The organism is Flavobacterium hydrophilum, assembly GCF_003202405.1.
Classification (GTDB): Bacteria; Bacteroidota; Bacteroidia; order Flavobacteriales; family Flavobacteriaceae; genus Flavobacterium; species Flavobacterium hydrophilum.
The window spans coordinates 196,522-216,208 of record NZ_QJHL01000001.1 but is presented as its reverse complement, the minus strand read 5'-3'; the positions used below and the strand labels follow the sequence as shown (position 1 = coordinate 216,208).

The 19,687-nt window shown below is 33.8% G+C and carries 22 protein-coding genes; 13 read left to right on the top strand and 9 right to left on the bottom strand.

All coding sequences use genetic code 11. The annotated features are described in order from the left end of the window. Positions 1-12: 12 nt before the first annotated feature. Both DMB68_RS00995 and DMB68_RS00990 read left to right on the top strand, forming a co-directional pair. The gene (locus DMB68_RS00995) at positions 13-1,092 is read left to right on the top strand and encodes an HlyD family secretion protein (protein ID WP_110344823.1); all 1,080 of its coding nucleotides are present in this window, start codon (positions 13-15) and stop codon (positions 1,090-1,092) included. A 5-nt stretch (positions 1,093-1,097) separates the two neighbouring features. Continuing rightward, a complete protein-coding gene (locus tag DMB68_RS00990) occupies positions 1,098-2,687 on the top strand; it encodes a DHA2 family efflux MFS transporter permease subunit (RefSeq protein ID WP_110344822.1) in 1,590 nt (529 codons plus the stop codon). 205 nt (positions 2,688-2,892) lie between these two features. Here DMB68_RS00990 and yaaA read toward each other — a convergent pair whose 3' ends face one another. Beyond that, entirely contained in the window at positions 2,893-3,651 is a 759-nt protein-coding gene (yaaA, locus tag DMB68_RS00985; protein WP_110344821.1) for a peroxide stress protein YaaA, read from the bottom strand. A gap of 312 nt (positions 3,652-3,963) precedes the next feature. On the opposite strand from yaaA, the gene DMB68_RS00980 reads away from it, so the two are divergent. Together DMB68_RS00980 and DMB68_RS00975 are read left to right on the top strand one after the other, a co-directional pair. Next, entirely contained in the window at positions 3,964-5,397 is a 1,434-nt protein-coding gene (locus DMB68_RS00980; protein ID WP_165830071.1) for a CCA tRNA nucleotidyltransferase, read from the top strand. 12 nt (positions 5,398-5,409) lie between these two features. After that, positions 5,410-6,435 (top strand): COX15/CtaA family protein, encoded by a 1,026-nt coding sequence (locus DMB68_RS00975; protein ID WP_110344820.1) that lies wholly within the window; start codon positions 5,410-5,412, stop codon positions 6,433-6,435. An 88-nt stretch (positions 6,436-6,523) separates the two neighbouring features. Here DMB68_RS00975 and DMB68_RS00970 read toward each other — a convergent pair whose 3' ends face one another. From DMB68_RS00970 to DMB68_RS00935, 8 genes are all read right to left on the bottom strand, one after another. Beyond that, entirely contained in the window at positions 6,524-7,291 is a 768-nt protein-coding gene (locus tag DMB68_RS00970) for a LytR/AlgR family response regulator transcription factor (protein ID WP_110344819.1), read from the bottom strand. 36 nt (positions 7,292-7,327) lie between these two features. Further along, positions 7,328-7,696, bottom strand: coding sequence for a 2TM domain-containing protein (locus DMB68_RS00965; protein WP_110344818.1), 369 nt, complete (start codon positions 7,694-7,696; stop codon positions 7,328-7,330). A gap of 20 nt (positions 7,697-7,716) precedes the next feature. Further along, positions 7,717-8,034, bottom strand: a complete 318-nt coding sequence (locus DMB68_RS00960; RefSeq protein ID WP_110344817.1) for a 2TM domain-containing protein — start codon at positions 8,032-8,034, stop codon at positions 7,717-7,719. Beyond that, a complete protein-coding gene (locus tag DMB68_RS00955; protein WP_110344816.1) occupies positions 8,025-8,327 on the bottom strand; it encodes a 2TM domain-containing protein in 303 nt (100 codons plus the stop codon). The genes DMB68_RS00960 and DMB68_RS00955 overlap by 10 nt, the downstream gene beginning before the upstream one ends. 2 nt (positions 8,328-8,329) lie before the next feature. Further along, positions 8,330-9,688, bottom strand: a complete 1,359-nt coding sequence (locus DMB68_RS00950) for a histidine kinase (RefSeq protein ID WP_110344815.1) — start codon at positions 9,686-9,688, stop codon at positions 8,330-8,332. Between the two features lie 33 nt (positions 9,689-9,721). After that, the gene (locus DMB68_RS00945; protein WP_110344814.1) at positions 9,722-10,144 is read right to left on the bottom strand and encodes a VOC family protein; all 423 of its coding nucleotides are present in this window, start codon (positions 10,142-10,144) and stop codon (positions 9,722-9,724) included. A 42-nt stretch (positions 10,145-10,186) separates the two neighbouring features. After that, positions 10,187-10,810, bottom strand: a complete 624-nt coding sequence (locus DMB68_RS00940) for a hypothetical protein (protein ID WP_110344813.1) — start codon at positions 10,808-10,810, stop codon at positions 10,187-10,189. Between the two features lie 224 nt (positions 10,811-11,034). Next, complete coding sequence (locus DMB68_RS00935) at positions 11,035-13,200, bottom strand: TonB-dependent receptor (RefSeq protein ID WP_110344812.1); 2,166 nt, start codon at positions 13,198-13,200, stop codon at positions 11,035-11,037. Positions 13,201-13,341: 141 nt separating this feature from the next. On the opposite strand from DMB68_RS00935, the gene DMB68_RS00930 reads away from it, so the two are divergent. The 9 genes from DMB68_RS00930 (at position 13,342) to DMB68_RS00890 (ending at position 19,681) form a co-directional block, all read left to right on the top strand. Beyond that, positions 13,342-13,800 (top strand): DinB family protein, encoded by a 459-nt coding sequence (locus tag DMB68_RS00930; RefSeq protein ID WP_110344811.1) that lies wholly within the window; start codon positions 13,342-13,344, stop codon positions 13,798-13,800. Between the two features lie 15 nt (positions 13,801-13,815). Further along, positions 13,816-14,274, top strand: a complete 459-nt coding sequence (locus DMB68_RS00925) for a YciI family protein (RefSeq protein ID WP_110344810.1) — start codon at positions 13,816-13,818, stop codon at positions 14,272-14,274. A 2-nt stretch (positions 14,275-14,276) separates the two neighbouring features. After that, positions 14,277-14,852: a sugar O-acetyltransferase gene (locus DMB68_RS00920; protein WP_110344809.1), complete on the top strand. Its 576-nt coding sequence runs from the start codon at positions 14,277-14,279 to the stop codon at positions 14,850-14,852. Next, on the top strand, positions 14,852-15,241 hold the full coding sequence (gloA2, locus tag DMB68_RS00915; RefSeq protein WP_110344808.1) for an SMU1112c/YaeR family gloxylase I-like metalloprotein: 390 nt from the start codon (positions 14,852-14,854) through the stop codon (positions 15,239-15,241). The genes DMB68_RS00920 and gloA2 overlap by 1 nt, the downstream gene beginning before the upstream one ends. 187 nt (positions 15,242-15,428) lie before the next feature. Then, the gene (locus tag DMB68_RS00910; protein ID WP_110344807.1) at positions 15,429-16,706 is read left to right on the top strand and encodes a chloride channel protein; all 1,278 of its coding nucleotides are present in this window, start codon (positions 15,429-15,431) and stop codon (positions 16,704-16,706) included. Positions 16,707-16,798: 92 nt separating this feature from the next. Next, on the top strand, positions 16,799-17,398 hold the full coding sequence (locus DMB68_RS00905) for an HPP family protein (RefSeq protein ID WP_110344806.1): 600 nt from the start codon (positions 16,799-16,801) through the stop codon (positions 17,396-17,398). 167 nt (positions 17,399-17,565) lie between these two features. After that, positions 17,566-18,105, top strand: coding sequence for an IS1096 element passenger TnpR family protein (locus DMB68_RS00900; protein WP_110344805.1), 540 nt, complete (start codon positions 17,566-17,568; stop codon positions 18,103-18,105). 114 nt (positions 18,106-18,219) lie between these two features. Further along, positions 18,220-18,579 (top strand): four helix bundle protein, encoded by a 360-nt coding sequence (locus DMB68_RS00895; RefSeq protein WP_110344804.1) that lies wholly within the window; start codon positions 18,220-18,222, stop codon positions 18,577-18,579. 43 nt (positions 18,580-18,622) lie between these two features. Further along, positions 18,623-19,681: a nucleoid-associated protein gene (locus tag DMB68_RS00890; RefSeq protein WP_110344803.1), complete on the top strand. Its 1,059-nt coding sequence runs from the start codon at positions 18,623-18,625 to the stop codon at positions 19,679-19,681. The last annotated feature ends 6 nt before the right edge of the window (positions 19,682-19,687 follow it).

Here is a 19,687-nt window from a genome sequence, read left to right as displayed (position 1 = left end):
TCGATAGCTCTCATGGAAAAGAAAAAGACAAATAAAAAATTCATCATCATATTAACCGTTTTGATTTTAGTGGGCGGAACTTACGGAATATCAAAATACCTTCACTCACAAGGTCACGAAGAAACGGATGATGCTCAAATCGAGAAAAAAATGAATCCGATTATCCCGAGGGTTTCAGGATATATTAGCAAAGTATTTGTAAAAGATAATGACTTTGTAAAAAAAGGAGATACTCTGTTTACAATTGACAAGAGAGATTATCAGTTAAAAATTGATGAAGCGCATGCTGCTTTATTAGGTGCTGAAGGTCAATACGAAGCCGCAAAAGCAGATATTGGAAGCGCATACGCAAGCATTAATGTTTCTGACGCTCAAATGAGATCTGCAGGAGGTTCTATCGAAAGTGCAAAAATCAGATTAAGACAAGCAACAAACGATTTTAATCGTTACAACAACTTATATAAAACACATACCATTACAAAACAGCAATTTGAGCAGGCACAAACCGCAAAAGATGAAGCTGAAAATCAGGTACGTGTTTTAGAGCAGCAACAAAGAGCAAGCTCTTTCCAAAAATCAGTGATTCAGTCAAAATCTAAAGTTTCTGATAAACAAACAGAGGTTGCTGCAGCTAACATCAAAAAAGCAAAAACAATGCTTGATGTAGCATATTTGAATCTATCTTACACTGTTGTAACCGCTGCGATTGACGGACAGGTTTCTAAAGTGGATATTCAGCCTGGACAATTGGTTCAGCCAGGACAATCTTTATTCTACATTATCAATAATAATGAAGCATGGGTTGTTGCTAACTTCAAAGAAACGCAATTGAATAAAATGGTTGTAGGTCAAAAAGTAAGCCTGAAAGTAGATGCTTATCCTAATTATGAGTTTAAAGGTACTTTAACATCTTTTTCTCCTGCTACAGGATCACGTTTCTCTCTATTGCCTCCTGACAATGCTACAGGAAATTTCGTAAAAACAATTCAGAGATTACCGGTAAAAATCAGTTTAGACCCTTCAAACGATCCTGAAAAAGTAAAATTATTACGTCCGGGAATGAATGTTGATGTAGATGTACACTTGAAATAAAATAAATGGCAGCAGCAGTACAATCAGATGATGATTTAGTAGAATACGGTTATAGACGTGTTATCATTACGATTACCGCAGTACTTTGTGCACTGCTGGAAATTGTAGATACCACAATTGTAAACGTAGCACTAACGCACATGCGAGGGAGCCTTGGGGCTACCCTGACCGATGTGGCGTGGGTAATTACAGCATACGCAATTGCGAATGTTATTGTAATTCCGATGACGAGCTGGCTATCGCAGCAATTTGGAAGACGAAATTATTTTGTGGCCTCTATCATCATATTTACAGTCTGTTCCTTTTTATGCGGTAACGCTACTAATATATGGGAACTCGTTGCTTTCCGATTCGTACAGGGTATGGGCGGAGGAGCATTACTTGTAACGGCTCAAACTATTATTACAGAAAGTTATCCGGTTGCAAAACGTGGTATGGCACAGGCTATTTACGGAATGGGTGTAATTGTTGGTCCTACTTTAGGTCCGCCATTAGGGGGATATTTGGTAGATACCTATTCCTGGCCTTATATTTTTTATATTAATATTCCTCTGGGAATTATCGCTACTATTTTGGCAATAAGTTTTGTTAGGAGTCCAAAATATGGAGAAAAATTAAAAGCCAATCAGGTTGACTGGTGGGGAATTATATTATTAACCTCTTTTATCGGGTCCTTACAATTCGTTTTAGAGCACGGTCAGCAGGATGATTGGTTTAACGATTCACTCATTGTAACCTTAAGTGTTGTAACAGTTCTTGGTTTAGTCTTATTTATTTGGAGAGAACTCACGTACAAACATCCTATTGTAAATTTAAGTGTTCTAAAAGATGGAAACTTACGAATTGGAACTATAATGTGTTTTATACTTGGCTTCGGTTTGTACGGATCGACTTTAATTATCCCAATTTACACCCAGTCAATTTTAGGATGGACTGCAATGGATGCCGGATTGCTTTTGATTCCGGGATCTATTACAACTGCGATTATGATGCCTTTTGTTGGTAATATGATTCAGAAAGGTGTTCCTCAGGGTTATATGGTGGCAGTTGGATTTTTAGTTTTCTTTTTCTTTACACTCTTAATGCATGACCGAATGACACCCGATACCGGAGTAGAACATTTATTCTGGCCATTAATTTTAAGGGGAATCGGTTTGGGACTACTTTTCGTTCCGATTACAACACTTTCGCTTTCCACACTTAAAGGGAAACAAATTGGAGAAGGAGCCGCTTTTACCGGAATGATGAGACAATTAGGAGGATCATTTGGTATTGCTATCATTACGACTTTCATTACTCGTTTCAGCCAGGAACACCGGGTAAATTTGATCAATAATTTAGATCCTGCAAAATTTGAAGTTCAGCAGCGTCTTGCAGGAATGCAGAAAGCCTTTATGGCAAAAGGATTTACCGCAGATGAAGCCATGAAAAAAGCCTATCAGGCTATAGATTATTCTATTCTAAAACAAAGTACCGTCTTATCATACATGGACATTTTTATGTACTTAGGAGTGATGTTTTTATGTTGTATTCCGATCATCTTTTTTATCAAAAGAGGAAAGAACAAGATTAATCCCGCAGATGCGATGCATTAATATTTAGTAATTATTTATAATACGAAAAATCCGTGTCAGTTTTCCTGTGACACGGATTTTTTATTGTTTCAAGTTTCAAGTTTCAAGTTTCAAGTTTCAAGTTTTTAAAACTTTGCGAACCTTGCGTAAATCTTAGCGTTCATTGCGGTAAAATTAACACAAAGAAAAGAAAACTTAATACCTCAGAATCTTAGTGATTTAAAATTTATCTCGTAAAAACCAAATGATTTCCTTTTGAAAGATTCGCATCGAATTGATAACCTTCGTAATTGAAACCTTTTAAATCGTCAATAGTTTCTGCATTGGTATCGATGATATAACGTACCATCATTCCTCTTGCTTTTTTAGCAAAGAAACTGATCATTTTTAATTTTCCGTCTTTATAATCTTTAAAATCCGGAGTAATTACAGGAACTTTCAACCCTTTTACATCAACTGCAGAAAAGTATTCGTTACTGGCTAAATTCACGAATAATTCGTCTTTTTTCAATTCTTTGTTTAAAGCTTTTGTGACCGTTGGTTTCCAGAATTCGTGCAGGTTTTTAGATTCAGCAACAGGCATTTTAGTCCCCATTTCCAAACGATACGCCTGCATTAAATCCAGTGGTTTTAGAAGACCATAAAGTCCGGATAAAATTCTTAATTTATCCTGTAATGCATCCAGTTTTTCTAACGGAATTGTATATGCATCCAAGCCTGTGTAGACATCTCCATCAAAAGTATAAACTGCCGGACGTGCATTTTGAGCAGTAAAAGGTGTTTTCCAGTCTTGATTGCGTTTCCAGTTCAAATCCGCTAGTTTATCTGAGATTGACATTAATTCAGATAATTCAGCCGGCTTTTTAGTTTTTACTACTTTATGAACGATTCTTGCTTCTTTTAAAAATGAAGGCTCTGTATGTTTATTTGTAGGTAATTCTTTTTCGAAATTTAATGACTTCGCAGGCGATATAACAATTTTCATTTGTGCATTTTTAAGTGATTCAAAAATACAAATTGAATTTTTAAAAACAGATTATCACAATTGATTTGTTTTATTGTGGAATAGTTTTTTTTTCGCCACGAATTCACGAATTTATTTTTAAAATTTTTGAGTATTACTTCGAATGAATTCGTGCAATTCAGCTTCACTATATTATTTTAATAAAATTCAATTGAAAAATTGTGAAATTATTCAAAAAAGTCAACCATAGATTATAAAAGGCATTTTCTATGTTGTAAATTTGCACGCGTTCATTCTCTTCAGGAATATCGTATTATCAAAATCAGTGAATTCGTGGCTATACAAACAAATTATAAAGCAGCTTTACAAAACAAAATCTTCGACATCATTTCGAAAGCTTCTCGGGAATTAAACGTTGACTCTTATGTAATTGGCGGCTTCGTTCGTGATTTGCTTTTAAACAGAGGTTCTAAAAAAGATATTGATGTTGTAGCCGTTGGAAGCGGTATCGAATTAGCACTAAAAGTTTCGGAATTACTTCCCAACAAACCAAAAGTTCAGGTTTTTAAATCCTACGGAACAGCTATGCTTCGTTTTGAAGATACTGATATTGAATTTGTAGGCGCACGAAAAGAATCTTATAGCCGTGACAGTCGAAATCCTATTGTAGAAAACGGTACACTTCAGGATGATCAAAATCGTCGTGATTTTACTATCAATGCATTTGCTCTTTCATTAAACGAAAATAATTTCGGCAATCTTCTGGATCCTTTCAATGGTTTGGAAGATTTAGAAAACAAAATAATAAAAACGCCTTTGGATTCGGATATTACCTATTCTGATGACCCATTGCGAATGCTTCGTGCAATTCGGTTTGCTACTCAATTGAATTTCGAAATTGAAGAAAACTCACTGAATGCGATCACAAAAAATGCTGATCGCATCAAAATTATTTCAGGTGAAAGAATTGTAGATGAATTGAATAAAATTCTTTCTACCCCAAAACCTTCAACAGGCTTTTTGCTTTTATACCAAACGGGACTTTTAGATCTAATTTTACCTGAATTGACAGCATTGAATCAGGTAGAAGAAATTGAAGGCCATACGCATAAAAACAACTTTTATCATACGCTTGAAGTTGTCGATAATATTTGTCCAAATACAGATGATGTGTGGTTGCGCTGGTCAGCATTGTTACATGATATAGGAAAAGCACCAACCAAACGTTTTAACAAAAAACAAGGCTGGACTTTTCACGGACATGAATTTCTGGGTGGAAAAATGGCTAAGAAAATATTCGAACGTCTTCATATGCCTTTGAACCATAAAATGAAATTTGTCCAAAAAATGGTTGTGATGAGTTCACGTCCAATTGTTTTGGCAGAAGATATTGTAACCGACAGTGCTGTTCGTCGTTTGGTTTTTGACGCGGGTGAAGATGTGGAGAACTTAATGACTTTGTGCGAAGCTGATATTACAACAAAGAATCCGGCAAAATTCAAAAAATACCATAAAAACTTTGAGGTTGTCCGCAGAAAAATTGTTGAAGTTGAAGAACGCGATCAGGTGCGTAATTTTCAGCCACCCATTACAGGAGAAGAAATTATGGAAATGTTTGATTTAAAACCTTCAAGAGAAATTGGAGTTTTAAAAGAAGCGGTAAAAGAAGCAATTTTAGAAGGAGATATTCCGAATGAATATCAGGCGGCTTATGATTTTGTGATTAAAAGAGCTGAAAAGTTAGGCTTAAAAAAAATAGAGAAATAAGTACTTTATAAAATGAAAAAAGAAAATAAATCAGTAATCATCTGGTTACTATCAGGTTGTGTTTTATTGTTTTTAATGGTTGTCGTGGGCGGTATCACCCGTTTGACCAATTCAGGTTTATCCATGACCGACTGGCATTTGGTAACGGATACTTTTCCGCCTTTAACAGAAGCAAAATGGAACGAAGCTTTTGAGCAATACAAGAAATTTCCAGAGTACCAAAAAATCAATATTCACAACGATTTTCAATTAGCAGATTATAAATTTATTTATTTCTGGGAATGGTTTCACCGTTTCATCGGGCGTATCATTGGCTTGGTATTTTTTATTCCGTTTGTTTACTTTTTAATCAAAAAGAAATTAGATACTGCAACCATCAAAAAATGTATTGTTCTTTTAGCTATGGGAGGTTTTCAGGGATTTCTTGGATGGTTTATGGTTCGCAGCGGATTAATTGACAATCCGGATGTAAGCCACTTCAGGCTTTCATTACACTTAACTTTTGCTTTTATCACATTCGCATATACGCTTTGGGTTGCTTTAGATTTGATTTATCCTGAAAGAAACATCAATAAGATTCTGCCGCTTCGTAAAATCGCCAGATATGCTTTAGCAGCTTTATTAATCCAGATTATTTACGGAGGTTTTGTAGCAGGGTTAAATGCCGGTTTAATTCACAATCACTGGCCTATGATGAGTGACGGAGAATTTATTCACGAATCGGTTTTTATTGAACAATCTACTTTAATGAAGAATTTGATTGAAGGAAAAAGTGGTGTCCAGTTTGTACACAGGACTTTTGCTTATGTTGTGGTTGCGATTATTCTTTTCCTGTATTTCAAAAGCAAAAAATATTCACTTACCTCAACACAATCAAACGGAATTAATATTTTGGTGATTTTTGTTTTTGTTCAGTTTGCTCTTGGTGTTTTCACATTATTATACAGTGTGCCATTGGCTTTAGGTCTAATTCACCAAATTATGGCGTTTTTCCTTTTGAGTGCTATGACGTATACCTTGCACCGATTGAGTAAATAAGAATCATTTACAAACAGAAAAGAGCCAAATCTATATGGCTCTTTTTTATTTATCTTTTCTGTGCTTTATTAATTTTTAAGTAAGCCTTTTATCCTAACCAGCCCTTAAAATCCTGAACTTTTTCACGGCTTACAATAACCTCATCTTCTTTATAACTCGGCAAAATTACTTTTAGACGGGAGTTGGTATACAGCTGAATTTCCTTAATAGCATGAAGTGGAACAATGTATTTCCTGCTTACGCGAAAGAATTCCTTCATATCTAATTCCTGCTCCAAAATTTCTAAAGTCGAATCGATTAAATAATTTCGATTGTCAAAAGTATGAATGTAAGTTCCTTTGTTTTCACTAAAAAAACATTCGATTTCATCAGTAGTGATGACCTTTAAGTGCTGGCCTATTTTAACGGTAAATCGCTTTTTGTAATTTTTCTCAAAAGGATTTGAAAGCATTCGGCGTATTTGTTCAAAATCAAGCTGAAGATTTTGATTTTCTGAATTTGATTTCGGCAAACGTGCTTTAAATTTGGTAACTGCCATTTCTAATTCATCTTCATCAATTGGCTTTAGAAGATAATCGATACTGTTCAGTTTAAATGCTTTTAGCGCATACTCATCATAGGCTGTTGTAAAAATAATAGCGCTTTTGATATCTATTTTTTCAAAAATTTCAAACGATAACCCATCTGATAATTGAATATCCAAAAATATCAAATCGGGATGTTCGTTATTGCCAAACCAATCTATAGATTCTTCAACAGAATGTAGCATTGTTTCTACGGCAATTTCCATTTTTTCAAGCTTTCGCTGTAGCAATCTTGCAGCCGGTTTTTCGTCTTCTATAATTAATGTGGTCATTTTTTGGCTTGAAATGTTAAAAATTCAGATTAAAGATTACTCCCATTTATTAGTATTTTGAGATTCTTTTTCCATGTATTTCCGGATTTTCTTTTGCTCCCAATCACTATTAAAAAATAAATCAGGTCCAAATACTGTAAATGCATGAATCACTAATGCAATACCCCAATATAATGCTGTAGAATAAGTATGCCAATCCAGTAAGCCATTGACTTCAAATCTGCTTCCTATAAAATCGCGATTCAGATTTGAAATAATCATAATAGCATTAACGATAATATAAACTTTCAAATGCGAGTAAAAACCTTTGATTCTTTTTACTTTTTTGTAGGCTATTTCAAAGTGTTCATCATTATTAAACTCTTGTCGGTATTCTTCGTACATACGTGTTCTAAAACGTCCCATTTTTTACTTTGATTTAAAAGTTATTGCCATTTGTTTCTGTTCTCCTTTTCTTTCTCCATGATTTCTTTGATTTTTCGCTCTTCCCAGTCTTTTCCTAAAACAGGAAACACTTCGAAAACTTTTAAACCATGAAAAACAACTCCCAGTCCCCACCATATTAGCGGCCAATAAAACCATAAATGATTAGGTGTTGTATATAAATTAATAAAAATCAAAAATATGTTAACACCTATATATGAGATTAAATTACCATAAAACCCTTTTATATTCTCTACCTTCTTTTTTGCCAGGTAGTATCTGTCCTCTTCGTTATAATTTATTTCCATGATTACTCCCATTTTTGTTTATTGTTCTCTTTTTCCAGAATTTCATCAATTTTTCTTTTTTCCCATTCCTTATTTAAAAAAGGGAAACGATCAAAGGCTTTCAATCCGTGCAGAATAATTGCAACTCCCCAGCCAAGCAAGGAATACCAAAAATATAAATAACCCGGCGAAGTCATAAAGTTTACAATTATTACAATCGGATTGCAAAGAACATATACAGCAAGATGCTCATAAAATTTTCTAATTTCTTTTACCTTTTCCTGAGCCTGATAATAGCGTTCTGCTTCACTATACTTTGTTTCCATACTTATTTCCAGGTTTGTCTGTTATTCTCTTTTTCCAGAATCTCTCTAATCTTACGTTCTTCCCAGTCTGAACTGTATCCAAAAACTTTAAAAGCATGCATTACAACTCCAAATCCCCAGCCTATAGCCGAGAACCAAAACCACTGAAAACCAGGAGAAAAAGTAAGATTTATAAAAATTAAAAAGGGAATAATACAGCAATACGAAATTACATTTGCGTAAAATCCTTTTAATTCTTCCACTCTTTTTTTAGCTCTGAAATACGCCTTGCTTTCATCACTATAGTCTGCATTTGTTTCCATAACTGCTATTTGTTTCGTTAAAATCGGAATCTTAACTGTGAATGTTTGTTCATTTTGTTCAATCAAAACCTTTCTGTTGGTTATAATTGCGTATCGATTTACGATATTTTGTAATCCCACCCCTTGCCTGTCCTGCAAAACTTCTTTCTTCTGAAAATCATTTTGGATAGCCAGACAATCTCCATTAATAAAAATTCGAATATGCAGGGGTTTTTGTTCACTTACTACATTGTGTTTTACTGTATTTTCAAGTAAAAGCTGTAACGACAACGGAACTACTTTTGCGTCGGGATTGATTTCCGTAGTTGGTAATTCGTAAAACAAACTGTTTTCAAAACGCATTTTCAGCAGGTTCATGTAGGTTTTTGCAAATGACAATTCATCTTCAACAGAAACCAGTTCTTTATCTTTTTGTTCTAAAACATAACGGTAGATTTTAGATAACGAAGTGGTAAACCGCTGTGCATTATCCGGATTTTCTTCAATCAAAGAGCTTAATACATTAAGGCTGTTAAAAAGAAAATGCGGGTCAATTTGATTTTTCAAACTTTCAAATTTGGCATTAGCCGTTCCTGCAATGATCTTTTGCTGTGTGATTTCAAATTTTGATGCCTGTTTCCATTTCACCATAAAACTTCTGGCCTGCATGAAAGTCGAAACTCCTAATGATAAGATGATGTAAAAAAGATGTGTCCATATCATGTTCTGATTAAAAAACTCATCTAAAGGCATTTTTCGCAAGACAATAAAAATAAAATAGTTAATTCCTAAAACTACTGGTATGGTATATAATATTGTAACTAAAATACCGTAATAAACACGCAAATTAGTTTGTTCCAGCCAATCCCATTTTCTATCCAAAAGAATATTTAAAAAACCATTTCCAAAACCAAGTCCGAAAGAATACATACAGCTTAGAACAAACGTAAGCAATACGTTTTTGACATTTAAATCATCTCCTAAAAAAGCAGAAAATATCACTGTAAAGACCATAGAAATCTTGAAACACATAATAGTTCCGCTTCTCAATTCTCCAAATGTATTTCTATAGTCGTTCATTATTAACAATTTACTTCTTTGTTGTAGTACCTTTTAATTTACTTCAAAACTAATCTTCCAGTTAATTCCAAATTTATCATTGACAATTCCATAATAGGATCCCCAAAACGTTTCATTCATTGCTAATTTAATTTTACCCCCTTTTGAAAGTTTTTCAAACAGTTTATCGGCCTCTTCTTTTTTATCTGTATTAATTGATAAAGAAAAATCAGTATAGGATATTGCCTGTTTATGTGCCTGCAAATTATCAGAACCCATGAGTATTGTTTCCTTGCTAATTGGAAGGGAAACATGCATAATTTTATTGTCTTGTTCCTGAAAAATATGCCTTTCTGTTTGCGGAACATCTTTATAACGTGCCACATATTGGAATTCGACTTCAAAAACAGATTTATAAAAATTAAAAGCTTCTTCACAATTGCCGTTAAAATACAAATATGGATTTACTGTTATCATAAAAAATATTGTTATTTGAATTACAATTATCTGAGTACTCTTTTATTTTTTGCAATTTTTTTGTGCTTCCAATGCTCTGTCTAATCCCCATTTTGGAGAAAAAGGGGTTTCAGGTTTAAAAGTAGCAAAAAGTTCAATAGCTTTATCAACCTGCGCACAAAGTGGCTTTGTATCAACTCCTGTCCATTTTGCTCCTCCTAACTGATAATCAGCCTCTCCAAAAACAGCTCTCGGATTATTTGGATCTATAGCTTTTGCTTTTGCGTAAGCTTCCATTACTTTTGCTGAATATTTCATTCCGTTTGTCATTGGGTCAGCCACTACATAAGCCGTATAGATCAAGGCTTGTAAAACATGCAATTCTGCATTGTTTTGATCTTTTATCAACTCAACATCTAAAGCATCCTGAGCTTTTGTCAGCATCAAATCGATTTTGGTTTTGTCTTTTTCTGTAAAAGCTGCAGTTGTATTAATTAAAGCTACGTAATAATTTGGCAAATAGCTGTTTTTATCGGCTGCAGCAATTCTTTCAAACATTGCCGAAGCTTCAGCATTTTTCCCTTCTTTCCAAAGCCCGAAAGCTTTTCCCATTCCTTGTTCAAATTGTGTCTGAGCAGATAATAAACTGCAGATAAATAATGTAATAGCGGTGATAATTTTGGTCATGATTTCTTTTTTTTAGGTTAATTTTTTATTGATGATTAAAACTCTGATTATTAATTTATACTTCAAAAGTATGCTGTATTTTACTGTTTTAAAATTAAATCATACCGAGTTGTTGATTTTAATGACTGAATTGTTTTTTTTAAGATGCAAAGGTTCGGGCGACAAAGTTTTTTTGACTTTAGAAAAGCTTTGTTTCTCTCAACCTTTGCCCATTTGTCCTTTTCCTAAAGATTCTTCAACTGATTCTCGTTTTTGTCCTTACTGATTGTCCAGAAGAATCCTAAGAAGAAAAATCTGTCTGCAGTTGGTACTACAGCTTGTCTTTGATAAACTCCGTTTACATCTGGTGTTCTGGCATAATCGTATCCAAAAACATTTTGTGTTCCTAAAATGTTTGAAACAGAAAAATAAAGAATCTTTTGTGTGGTCAATAAATAAGCCCAGTTGAAACTCAAACTATTGTATGCTTTTGTCTTTCCATTCATAAATTGCGTTTGGTTTGGATCATTATACGGACGTCCGGAGCTGTAACTATTTGTAAAACCAATTTGTGATTTCCAGTCGGTGATGAAATATTTAGTAACTATAGATAAAGTATGATTGGCAATAAAATTAGGGGTAGACATAGTCGGGAAATTTTTATATTGTCTTTCAGAATCGATGTAAGAATAGGATATCCAATATTCCAGGTTTTTGTATAAATTGCTGTCTCTCCAAAATAAATCCAATCCTTTTGCGTAACCGGATCCGTTATTATTAAAAACCGAATTGTATTGAATGTCTTTTGTATCATACTGAACCAAATTACTATAATCTTTATAATAGGCTTCGGCTCTGAAAGTCTGTCCTGGTTTTGTAAATTGGTAGTTCAAAATGTAATGTTTTGCTTTTTCACTTTCGAACTGATGGTATTTTGAATATTTGATATAATTGACAACAGGAGCCTGAGAGAAATCTCCATAAGCAAAAGAAAACTGACTGCTTTTTGAAACTTTGTATGCCAATGAAGCTCTTGGCGCAATCGCAGTTTCATCTAACAAACTGTTATTAGAAATCCTAAAACCTACTTTTGCCGCCAGATTTTTAGAAAACTGAATGTCACCTTCTGTATAAAATGCTGCAATATTAGAATTGTAACCGTTTGAAGCCTGAAGTGATACATTATCATCAAAATCTTCATTAAATTTTGTGATGAAATAGTCAGTACCAAAAGACAATTTGAAATGGTTTGAAACTTTTTTGCTCAGTTTTAATTTCAACTGTGCTGCATTTTCATCATTATCAATATCGTTTACATCATATTTCAATTTATTCTTGCTGTAACCATAACTAATTCCTGAAGTGATCTGCCAGCCAGTTCCAAAAGTTCCTTTGTAAGACGAATTCAGATAGAAGTTATTATTGTTCATATCTGTTCTGACCGGATTTTCAAAATTGATATTCTTCTGGTTCAAATCGAATTTTTCAGAATCAAAAGAAGCATATAATTTGAAAATCCCGTTAGTGAAATTATATCGGTAAACCGTTTCGCCGCCAAGTGACTGATAAGGGCTGTTCCAGTCAACATTTTGAGGAATCGCTGCCTGATAAGGTGCTAAATTAATATAAGCCATATTGACGCTCAAAGAACTTTTTTTCCACTTTTGCGTGTTTCCTAAACTTAACCCAACAGTCATTAACCCGATGTCCGTTTTATCGTGATCAGCTTCGTCCTGCGTATTCAAAAGTAAAACACTCGATAAAGCTTCACCGTATTCTGCAGAGTAACCTCCGGTAGAAAAAGCAATTCCGCTAAACAAAAAAGGAGAAAACCGGCTTCGGGTTGGTAAATTATTTGTGGTTGCCCCATAAGGCTGTGCAACTCTTATTCCGTCAACAAAAGTTTGCGTTTCGCTGGCTTCTCCCCCGCGTACAAACAATCTCCCATCTTCGCCTACACTTTGTGTTCCCGGCAAAGTCTGTAAGGCTGCTATAATATTTCCGGCAGAACCGGCTGTAGTTACAATATCTAAAGGTTTTAAAACTGAAACTCTGGCTTTATCCCCGGATTCTAAAGTTCCTGCAGTAATTACTACAGCGTCAAGAGCATTTATATTTTCTCTTAATTTAACTGTCTGATCTTTGAAATTTGCCACATCAATTTCTTTTTTGAATGTTTCGAAAAGCAGAAAGCTTACTACTAAAAACTTATTGCCGGTTTCAGTTGTTTCAAAAGAAAACTCACCGGTTTCAGAACTTGTTGCACCATCGTAAGTTCCTTCTAAATAAATATTAGCTCCTGCAACCGGTTTTCCTTTTTGATCGACTACTCTTCCGGAAATCGTATTCTGTGCAAAAAATAAAGTTGTAAAAAATAAAAAGCTTATTAAAAAAAGTAATTTGGTTTTCATATCATTTTTGATTTTTGATGAAGCAAATGTATTTCAACTATTCCTGTTAAAAAATATATAATAACCCAATTGTAGAATTTTGGGGATGAGTTGTAAAATACTTATTTGTATCTTAGCTAAGAATAGCAAAAACCTTCAATTATGTCAGAAAGTAAGAGAATTTCAAATCTGTATCAATCCATTTATAACGGAAATCCGTGGCTGGAAGTTACTTTGTCCCATACATTAGAAAACCTAACTGCCGAGCAGGCTTACAGAAAAATAAATCCTAATCTTAATACGATTTGGGAAATTGTCAATCATTTGATTCAATGGAGAAGAAACATTTTGCAGCGTATGCAGGGAGAAACCATTGTAACACCAGACCATAATTATTTTGTTCCGGTTATAGATCCGTCTGAAGCTGCGTGGGCACAATCACTTCAAACGCTGGCAAAATCACAAGAAGCATGGAATACTTTTTTTGAAGATTTTAACGATGAAGATTTAGCAAAAATATATCCGAATAATGGCCATACCTATTACGAACACATTCACGGAATTATTCAGCATGATGTTTATCATTTGGGGCAGATTGTTATTTTGAAGAAAATGCTTTAATCGTTAAATAACATCATGAAAAATTCACTTTTTATTTTAGTATTTTTTCTATTCGCCTTAATTAGTTTTTCACAAGAAACTGAGGTTAAGTTTGATGAGAAGCTTGCCAAATCCCTGAATGCAGACGAATACGGAATGAAGAAATACGTTTTTTGTCTTTTAAAATCGGGAACCAATAAAACGGCATCTAAAGAAGAAAGCAAAAAGTTGTTTGAAGGCCATATGGCTAACATCAATAAATTAGCAAAAGAAGGAAAACTGGTAGTAGCCGGGCCTTTTATGAAAAACGACCGAAATTATCGTGGTATTTATGTTTTTAATGTAGAAACAATTGAAGAAGCAAAAGCCTTAGTAGAAACAGATCCGGCCATAAAAGCCAATTTACTGGAAGCCGAATTAACGCCTTGGTATGCTACCGCAGCGTTACAGGAAACTTTAAAAATTCATGACAAAATTGCCAGAACGAAAATGTAATTATGAAAACAGAAAAAGAAAAAATGATCTCTGGTGAATACTACAACGCTTTTGATCCGGAATTACTTAAAGGTCGTCGCGCCGCAAAAAATCTTTTGCACAGTTTAAATGTAAAAGAATATCGGGTTACTAAAAAAGCCAAAGAAATTTTGGCAGCACTGATTCCTAATGCTGGAGCTGGATTATATATAGAACCTCCTTTTCATTGCGATTACGGTTATAATATTTTCTGTGGAGAAAATGTTTATTTCAATGTGAATTGCGTTGTTTTGGACTGTGCACCTGTAAATATCGGGTCAAATGTATTTATTGCACCAAACGTCCAGATTTACACTGCATCTCACCCACTTGATGCTGAATTAAGAAAAACATTGGAAAATGCTTATCCGGTTACAATCGGTGATGATTGCTGGATTGGCGGTAATTCTGTAATCTGTCCAGGCGTAACTATCGGAAAAGGTTGTGTTATTGGAGCCGGATCGGTTGTTACCAAAAATATTCCGGACAATTCATTAGCTGTAGGAAACCCGGCTAAGGTTATTCGTAAATTAAATCAAAAATCTGAATCAAAAATATAATGCTTACCTTAAATAAAGTCCATCACATTGCTATTTTATGCTCTGATTATCAAAAATCTAAAACTTTTTATACCGAAGTTTTGGGCTTAACCATAATTAGAGAAATATACCGCGAGGAGCGTCAATCCTATAAACTCGATTTAGCCCTCAACGGCACTTATATTGTCGAATTATTTTCATTTCCAAACCCGCCAAAAAGACCTTCACGGCCTGAGTCCGTTGGATTACGCCATTTGGCTTTTGAAGTAATTAATTTAAATGAAACAATTGCTTTTTTAAATTCCAAAAACATATCATCAGAACCTGTAAGAATTGATGAAACGACTGAAAAACGTTTTACTTTTATTACGGATCCCGATTTACTGCCGATTGAATTTTATGAAAGATAATTCTCTTCAAAAGCATATATTCATGTGAGATATTTCATCGCTATGCTAACAAAAACACACTGAAAGATTTTTCCTATATTCGTAATTTTAACATAATATAGTGAGTATTTTTTATTTAAAACCCAATTTGATTCTCTAATTTTGTAATCCGCATAAAAAATGCGATCTACAAAAAATTTATACTCTGATGAACAAAACGGCGCAAATCAAAAAAAATCATCAATTTATTAAGTTTCGAAAATTAGTTATTGTTTCTGTATTAATTGGCTTTCTTTCTGCCTTCCTCGGAATTTCACTTAAAAGAATCACTGAATATTATGAAGAAATCTTCTTTCACGAAGTATCTGTAAATCCGGTTTTTTATATCATTTTTCCGGTTTTCGGCTTATCAGTAATTTATTTTCTGAGACAATATCTTTTTAAGAAAAAGGAAAACAAAGGCATTAAGGAGGTTTTTGAAAGTACAGGTTCTAAATCAAAAAACCTTCCTTCTTATAAAATTCCGTCCCACTTTATAAACGGATTATTAACGGTTATTTTTGGAGGTTCTACTGGAATTGAAGTTTCTACAGTAGTAGCCACAGCAACAATTGGCTCTGTAGCTCACGAAAAAGAAAATGTTTTCCGTCAATACAAAACAGAATTAATCTGCGCAGGTGTTGCTGCGGGAGTTACGGCGCTTTTTAGCAGCCCGATTGCCGGAATTTTATTTGCACTTGAAGTGATTTCCAGAAAAGTGACACGGGCTTTTATCATTTCAAATTTAATTGCGGTTTCAGTTGCATTTGGTTTGCTTACAATTTTAAAAGAACAGCCTTTATTTGCCGTTTCAATTGTTACCTGGCATCTAAAAGCAATCCCTTATTTTATTCTTTTGGGAATTTTGGCCGGAATGAATTCGGTTTATTTAACCCGATGCGTTTTATTTTTTAAATCTCAATTTGGAAAAATAGATACTCATTATTACAAAATCATAATAGGATCTGCGGTTTTAAGCATCTCGTTATTTATTTTTCCGCAATTATACGGCGAAGGTTATCACGCTATTAAAACCAGTTTCATTGCCCCAAATCAAATAATGACACTCACTTTGGCTTTAACTTTTCTTGGAATATTACTTCTTAAACCAATTGTCACTTCTATAACATTAGCATCAGGGGGTGATGGAGGAGTTTTTGCACCAAGTCTTTTTATCGGTGCTTTTTTAGGATTATTATTAGCTTCAGTTTTAAATACTTTTTTTCAGGTTCATGTAATTCCTGTTAACTTTATGATTATCGGAATGGCAGCTGTTCTAAGTGCCAGTATTCATGCTCCTTTTACAGCAATATTTTTAGTTTGCGGATTAACAAATGATTACACTTTATTTTTCCCAATTTTAGTTGTTTGCTTAATTTCTAAATACACCGCAAAAACGATTTATCCTTATACAGTTTATAGTTATTCACCAAGTCTAATAAAATAATACAAATTCTGAAGGTTAAAAGATTTACAATATTCAGCAAAATGTATTAAAAAACATAACGCTAAATTTTAAGCAAATTAATAGTTCAAAACATGCCTGTTCAAAAAATAAAAAGGGGATATCGTAAAACACGTTATATTCTTTATAAAGAAACTTTAATTGATTATAAAGAACATTTTTGGTCATTTTTAGGATCCTTTGTCGGGATTGGACTTTTGGCTTACATTCAGTCTATTCACTTTTCAGGAAATGATGCGGTTTATTTAATAGGTTCTTTTGGAGCATCGAGTGTTTTGGTTTACGGAATTATTCAGAGTCCGTTCTCTCAGCCCCGAAATTTGGTTGGCGGCCATTTAGTTTCAGCATTTATTGGTGTTACTGTTCATAAACTTGCCCCGGATATTATCTGGATTGCCGCTCCGCTTGCTGTTTCGCTTGCCATCATTTTAATGCAGATTACCAAAACACTACATCCACCCGGAGGCGCAACAGCTCTTATTGCTGTTATTGGCTCTGATAAAATAAAAGATTTGGGCTATATGTATGTGCTTTCTCCTGTGCTAATTGGTGTTCTTATTTTGCTATTCACAGCATTAATTTTCAACAACATGACATCCAGCAGAACATATCCCAGTCATAGTACCTACCATAAACATTATCATAAGATTCGAAAGAGACTGAGCAGAAAATAAATTCAAATAAACCTAAATTCATGCTGAACCAAGCCTGAGACACCAATCTAATGAGGGCCTCAACTTAACTCTGTCTTACTATAAAAATCTTTTCAACAAATCGCAATTCCTAATTCGTATTTCGTTTTTTATATTTTACCTTTGACCTCTCAATAAAAACAAAGATTATGGTTTATAAATTTAGAGTAATCCTGGACGCCGAAGAAGATATATTCAGAGACATCGCCATTCTTGAAGACGATACACTTGAAGATTTACACAATGCAATCTTCAATGCTTTTGGTTTTGACGGGTCAGAAGTAGCTTCCTTTTACACTTGCGATGACACCTGGAATCAGGAGGATGAAATTCCGCTTTTTGATACCGGTGATGTTCCGGGTGAAATGAGAACTATGAATGATTATCCATTGTCTAGTATTTTAGACAAAGAAAATACTAAAATTATATACGTTTACGATTTCATCAGTATGTGGACTTTCTTAGTAGAATTAGCAGCTGTTGAAGAAGAAACTGTTGGCGCAACTTACCCTGAAACTTTGTTTTCGCACGGAGAAATGCCAGATGAAGCTGGAGAAAAAAGCTTTGAAGCGGATATGCATGACGATATCTATGGCGAATTTGAAGATGATCTTGACGAAGACGATCTAGACATGTTCGAAGGTGACGACAGCTTTGAAGATTTTGGTTTTGAGGAGAATTGGAATTAATTTTTTTTAGTGACAAAGATACAGAGTGACAAAGTTGCAAAGGTTTTCCTTTGAATGCGAATATTATTTTTATAGGATTTTTATTATTTTTATATTTTTTTTTAAATGTAAAATATGAAAACTTTTCGCGACCTTTTGATCTGGCAAAAATCTATGAATCTCGTAACTGAGATTTATCAAATAACAAATTCATTTCCGAAAGAAGAAATTTATGGATTATCTTCACAAATTCGAAGAAGTTCAATATCAATACCAAGTAATATTGCTGAAGGATATGGCAGAAATGGAAATTCTGAATTATTAAGATTCTTAAATATTTCTATTTCATCCTTATTCGAAATGCAGACTCAGCTTGAAATTTCATTCAATCTAAAATATATAACCGAGTATCAATTCAGTAAAACAAACGGAGAAAGCAGAGAATTAGAGCGAATGTTAAGTGCTTTTATAAAAAAATTAAAAGAACGCAAATAACCCTTTCTCTCTTTGTTACTATGTCACTCCCAACTTAAAATAAATGATCAACTTATTCAATACCCACATCGAGACGCTTGCGATACATCGCGTAGGAAACAAAAGCCGAAACGAAGCGATTTTTTTATCGGAACAGCCTTTTAATTTAAATGATGAAATTGTACCCTTGATAAAAGAGTATTTTTTCAAACCTTTTAGAGAGAAAGAAGAAAACTATTATCAGTTTGCGCACGAAGTCGATTTGGACTATAACGACATGTTTAAATATGCTACTGAGATTTTTACTAATCCTGGAAATTTACAGGAAATTTCAAAAAAAATTACTACGCATTTATTTGAACAATCTAATCATCCGCACATTAAAAATGGAGAGGTTTATATAACCTATTTGACTAATTTAAGTATCGACAATAATGTTGTAGATGCAATCGGAATCTTTAAAAGTGAATTACAGGCTGACTTTTTACAATTTGAAGAAAAAGACAGTAATCTTGAAATGATTTTGCAACAGGGTATCAACCTGAGTAAATTAGATAAAGGCTGCCTGATTTTCAACTACAAAAAAGAAGAAGGATACAAAATCCTTACCGTCGACAGCAACCGCTATGATGCCCGTTATTGGTTAGAGCATTTTTTATCTGTTGATGCTTTTGAAGATGAAAATTTCATTACTAAAAAATATTTGAAATTCTGTCAAAACTTCGCAAAAGACGTTGTTTTGCCTGCAGAAGACAAGAAAGAAGAAGTAATGTTCATGAACCGATCAGTGAACTATTTCGCTAAAAATGATCAGTTCGAAGAGCAAAATTTCCTGAATGAAGTATTAGATAACCCTGACTTAATTCCTGAATTTAAAAACTATAAAGTCGATAAAGGAGAAAAATACAGCATCGAAGATGTAACCTCATTCCCTATTGCAAATGCAGCAGTTTCTGACGCCAGAAAATCGATTAAAAACGTCATCAATCTGGATACCCATATTCAGATTAAAATGGATTTTATCAATCCTGAAAGCGCAGAGAAATTTGTTGAAAAAGGATGGGACGAAGAAAAACAAATGTATTACTACTTAGTGTATTTCAATAAAGAAGAAAAAAGCTAAGAAGTC